Raw genomic sequence first — 4805 nt, 5'->3', positions numbered from 1 at the left:
GTCAGCCTCATTTGGCGTGATTCCAGTATCCGCCCAAATCTGCTCTGACAACATGTACGACTCAATGTCATATACGTTTTCGCCGTACGTTGTGCGTATCCACTTGTTTAGCTCATCTTTAAGCTGATGGCGTTAGGGATGTTCTTCTTTAGACCATTCCGCCTTGTTATCAGCCCAAATAGGCAAGACAATATATCGAGGTGTATCTTTTGACTGTACAAGGGCGATACACTTTTGGATGTACCCTTTAACACGCTCTAACTCCGCCTGCCAATTGCCCCAGTTAGCGCCGTTAACACCGTTTTTACCAGTGGCAAGGACGCCAATGCCATCGATGCCGCCACTATTTTTAGGCGTACGGGATATTTATCGCCTACAACGACACTATGGGACTGGTTGTAGCGCAGGTAGATTTTGACATTTGCAGACTGCCCTACGATAGAGACTTCAATTCCGCCCAATAATGACAAAATTTTAATGCAAAATGAATGGATTCACATTTTCGCCGTAAACCAATTCTCCCTCTACAAACACATTCTGGCCTTTTGCTGGAATGGTATCGACATTAAATTTAACATCAACAGGAGACCCATCCATCGACATAAGCGCATAGGATGCCAAGCTGCCGCCTTGGGCATTGTTGATAACTGGGATGTTATCGTCTTTTGCTACTTTTATTGCGTGGTCTCCAATGCGCGCATTTGTCGAGTCGCCAAAAAAGCTGATACTGCGCTTGAGGTTGGCAAATCGATTAGCGGCTGGCTGGCTTTGCACGGCTCCATCGCTATTTGCCGGTGGGTTAGCTGACTCTCCGTTTGCATCGAAGTGGCCGCCCGCGCTGAGATACCGTTCGCCCGACTTGGAGCGAATCAGGTCGAAAATTTTGTCCTTATTAAAGCCGGGGAACTGGGTAATATGTTCGGTAATCAGGCTGTTGTTAAGATAGCAATCATTATCGACTATCGGATAGGTCGTGCTGTTCAGACCGGCCTCCGCCGTACCTTTTTCGGCCAATCCGGTACCAATGTGAGGACGCTCCTTCGTCCACCCATCAATGGGGCGGAACAGCATCTTATCTAAATCAGCCCCGCGAACGTAACCATATTTGAGATATGCTCGGGTGCGGATATTACCGCCATGAATAATGCGGTTACCATCAGACCCGTCGCACAAGTGGAATACGTCTTGCCCCATCTCCTCGACGATAAACCACGCCTTACTGAAGTCGATAGTATTAAACATAAATCGTCGAAGCGACAAACACGATTGACCACCATGCAGGGTCATCGTGATGGGATGAGGCTGACCATTAAGCTTAACGCCACGGCTGACCGTACGGTTGTCCTCTCCATAAAAATCCGGCGCATAGCCTTTATTTTTGGTCGTCGGGAACACGCCACCGCGGGAGCTTATGTATACGTTTGACGGCAGCTTGTCCAAAAACGCCTGGATCAACTGCACAATTTTTTCAGGACTTCTTCCGGCCGCTCATTGGTTTCGTACCAGCGCGTGCGCACCTTGTTTTTCAAATCCGCAGGCAGCGCGTCCTCAACGTAGTCCTGTACTTTTTTAACCGTCTCGTCTGAAGGGAGTCCGTTTTCGGATGTGATGACCACATCCACAGTCCCTAAGCCTCGGCGCAACGGGTGCACATAAGCCGCCGTAACGCCGTCAACGCTCAATGCCCAATTTTGGTAGTCGTACTTGTTGCCTCCTGCAGGCGGACGGCGCAGAATTTCCAACAGCCGCGCCAAGAGCGAGGCGTCGGTTTCACCGTCCGTACCGCCCTGAGCCGATACGGTGCAGTCAGATGACACGCCGACCGGAGCCGCCATCATCTCGGCAGCCGTTTCGCGGATGTTAGCCGCCGCTCCTGCCTCCAATGCTGTGATTCTGACCCTACCTATGCCGCTTGCGCCGATTTCACCTGCGAAACGTACCTGATACATCCGATTGCCTGCTCTGATTTGCAGTCCGGCTGAAATGCGGCTACCTGAAATGCCTGTCAATACCGCTTCGCCCGTGGCGGTGGTCGGGTTTCGGCGGTAAATACCGCGCATGGCGGCGTGCCGCTCCAAATAACCGCTGTCCGCCGTATCCGGGAAAATCTGACGCGCAATCCAGTGCTGGTGTGCATACTGCCCCGCCGCGCAGCTCGCCAAACGGCTGGTGTGGACGAAATGGTCGCTGTCCTCGCTGACGTCTGCCGACGGCCAAATACTCTTCGTATCGCGCAGTATCGCTTCGCGGATTTCCTCGAATGTCGGGGTTTTAAACACGGGTCAATTGCCTTTTAAATCGGTTTTAAATCAGGGGGACTTTATGGCTGGCTGTGTAATCAAACGTTCCTGCGGAGGTTTGGACGCGGATACGCAGTATCAGACCGCCGCTTTCTGGTTGCTCAGCCCTGACGTCTATACTGTCAGCCCTGCCGCTGTTGACGATTGGCTGTAAGGCTTCTGACGCATACTGCTCCGCCAACAGGCGGACGCGCTCCAAGTCTTTCTCACGCTGCAACAGGTGCAGCAGCGAGCCGACTGTCTTCCGCCCACCAACTCCCCAAAGGCGTCAGCAGGCGGATATAAACTGTAGAAATCAACAGTGTTGTTTACACTTTTGGCTTTTGCCTGAAGACCCGTTTGAGCAGCTATCCGGCATTGTCAAGAATGTCGATAGACACGGGAAACCCGCTCTGTTCTTGATAATGCCGGATAGCTGTCTAAGAATCATTCAAGCAAAAACAAAAGCTGTCCGCCGTAGAAAAAGTGTAAACAACGCGACGATTTCCTACATATAAACTGCGTTTTGCAGGTTGTTGGTCGTGCGGCCTGTGTAGTCGCCGCTGCTTGTGTCCAGTTGCTTGTCCATGTTGGCATTGTCCTGTTTTCAGACGGGCTATCGGAGCATAAGTGTTTCAACCCCTTAAACAAAAAGCCGTCCCTTTCGGGTGGCAATATATAAGGTCGTCTGAAAATATCGTTCCTCAATCCAACGCTGAACCGTTTTCAGACGACCTTTTGCTATAATCCGTCCGTTTCCCCACGCTCCTTTTGATATGAACACCCCAAAAGCCTTTGCCATCCTCGGCCCGACTGCCGGCGGGAAAACCGCCCTTGCCTTGAAAATCGCCGAAGCCCTGCCGGTCGAAATCATCAGCCTCGATTCCGCGCTGGTGTACCGCGATATGGACATCGGCACGGCAAAGCCGACGGCTGCCGAGCTTGATGCCGTACCGCACCACCTTATCGACATCATCCCGCCGACGGAGTCTTACAGCGCGGCGGAGTTTGTCGGCGATTGCGTGCAGCTGGCGGAGGAAATCCGCGCGCGCGGCAGGCTGCCTTTGATTGTCGGCGGCACGATGATGTATTTCCACGCGCTGACCGAAGGCTTGAACGACCTGCCCGAAGCCGATGCCGCCGTGCGCGCCCGGTTGCAGGAAGAAAAACAACAATACGGCTTGGCGCATCTGTATCAAAGCCTGCAAACCATAGACCCTGAAACCGCAGGTCGTCTGAAACCGAACGACAGCCAACGTATCGAACGCGCTTTGGAAGTGTACCGCCTGACCGGCAAGCCCTTGAGTGCGCATTTTGCCGAAAAAGCCGACTACACCCCGCCGCTCGACCTTTGCACCACCGCCCTGATTCCCGAAAACCGCGCCTTGCTGCACGAAAACATCGCCCGCCGTTTCACGCAAATGCTGGAACAAGGCTTCATCGACGAAATGCGCGCCCTGCGCCAAAAATATCCCGAGCTGACCGCCGATATGCCCTCCATGCGCTGCGTCGGCTACCGGCAGGCATGGGATTACCTCGAAGGCTTGACCGATTACGACACCTTTGTCGAAAAAGGCATCGCCGCCACCCGCCAGCTTGCCAAGCGCCAACTCACTTGGCTGCGCAAAATCCCATTGGCGCACAGCATCGACCCCTACACCGACGGCAACCACGTTCAGACGACCTTGGCACTCGTCCGCCGCCATTTCCAAATCTAAAACGCCATGCCGACCCTGTTGACCACGCCGCCCGTCGCCCCGCAAACCTTAGCCGCCCTGCAAGCCCTCGGCATCCGCAGCGTAGAGGAGCTGCACGACACCGGTTCCGTCCAAGCCTTCCTGCTACTCAAAGCCGCCGGACTGACCGTCACCCGCAGCACGCTTTGGCAACTCGAAGCCCTGCTGCTTGGCATCAAGCTGCAAGAGCTGCCGCAAACGCAGAAAACCGCTTTGGAACAAGCCCTTAAAAACCATCCGCCCGTCGCCGTTTTCCCCACGTCGTCTGAAATGGAAACCTTCATGCGCGCCGCCTTGGTGCAGGCAGAACAATCCGCCCTCATCGGCGAAATCCCTGTCGGCGCGGTCGTCGTTTCCAACAATCAAATCATCGCCGCCGCCCACAACACCTGCGTCAGCGACCACGACATTAGCCGCCACGCCGAAATCCGTGCCCTTGCCGCCGCAGGTGCCGCCCTCCAAAACTACCGCCTCGACGGCTGCGACCTCTATATCACGCTCGAACCCTGCGCCATGTGCGCCTCCGCCATCATCCAAGCCCGCGTCCGCCGCGTCATCTACGGCGCGGCAGAACCCAAAACCGGCGCCGCGGGCAGCGTAGTCAATCTGTTTGCCAATCCGCTGCTGAACAAACACACGGCAATCAAAGGCGGCATCTTGGAAGACGAATGCAAAGCCGTTTTGCAGGCGTTTTTTCAGACGAAGCGCAAACAGTATTAAGCGCAAAAAAAAGGTCGTCTGAAAACTTAAATCCAAGATTTCAGACGACGGCGGATTCGCATTTGAAGTG

3 protein-coding genes and 2 pseudogenes are annotated in these 4805 nt (G+C 54.3%); 2 read left to right on the top strand and 3 right to left on the bottom strand.

What is annotated here, in order from left to right; genetic code table 11:
* Window positions 1-474: 474 nt before the first annotated feature.
* The 3 genes and pseudogenes from HMPREF3066_RS07370 to HMPREF3066_RS12360 form a co-directional block, all read right to left on the bottom strand.
* A complete protein-coding gene (locus HMPREF3066_RS07370) occupies window positions 475-1461 on the bottom strand; it encodes a hypothetical protein (RefSeq protein ID WP_141743193.1) in 987 nt (328 codons plus the stop codon).
* Window positions 1462-1520: 59 nt separating this feature from the next.
* Window positions 1521-2279: pseudogene (locus HMPREF3066_RS07365) on the bottom strand (baseplate J/gp47 family protein); the annotation flags it as partial.
* Window positions 2280-2304: 25 nt separating this feature from the next.
* Window positions 2305-2602, bottom strand: a pseudogene (locus tag HMPREF3066_RS12360) (phage GP46 family protein).
* 453 nt (window positions 2603-3055) lie between these two features.
* On the opposite strand from HMPREF3066_RS12360, the gene miaA reads away from it, so the two are divergent.
* Both miaA and tadA read left to right on the top strand, forming a co-directional pair.
* Window positions 3056-3997: a tRNA (adenosine(37)-N6)-dimethylallyltransferase MiaA gene (gene miaA / locus HMPREF3066_RS07360; RefSeq protein ID WP_070441692.1), complete on the top strand. Its 942-nt coding sequence runs from the start codon at window positions 3056-3058 to the stop codon at window positions 3995-3997.
* A gap of 15 nt (window positions 3998-4012) precedes the next feature.
* Window positions 4013-4735, top strand: a complete 723-nt coding sequence (tadA, locus tag HMPREF3066_RS07355) for a tRNA adenosine(34) deaminase TadA (protein ID WP_070441708.1) — start codon at window positions 4013-4015, stop codon at window positions 4733-4735.
* Window positions 4736-4805: the final 70 nt, after the last annotated feature.

Source organism: Neisseria sp. HMSC03D10, from assembly GCF_001807625.1.
GTDB lineage: Bacteria > Pseudomonadota > Gammaproteobacteria > Burkholderiales > Neisseriaceae > Neisseria > Neisseria mucosa.
The sequence above is the reverse complement of the archived record's forward strand: the minus strand, read 5'-3'. Positions and strand labels throughout refer to the sequence as shown.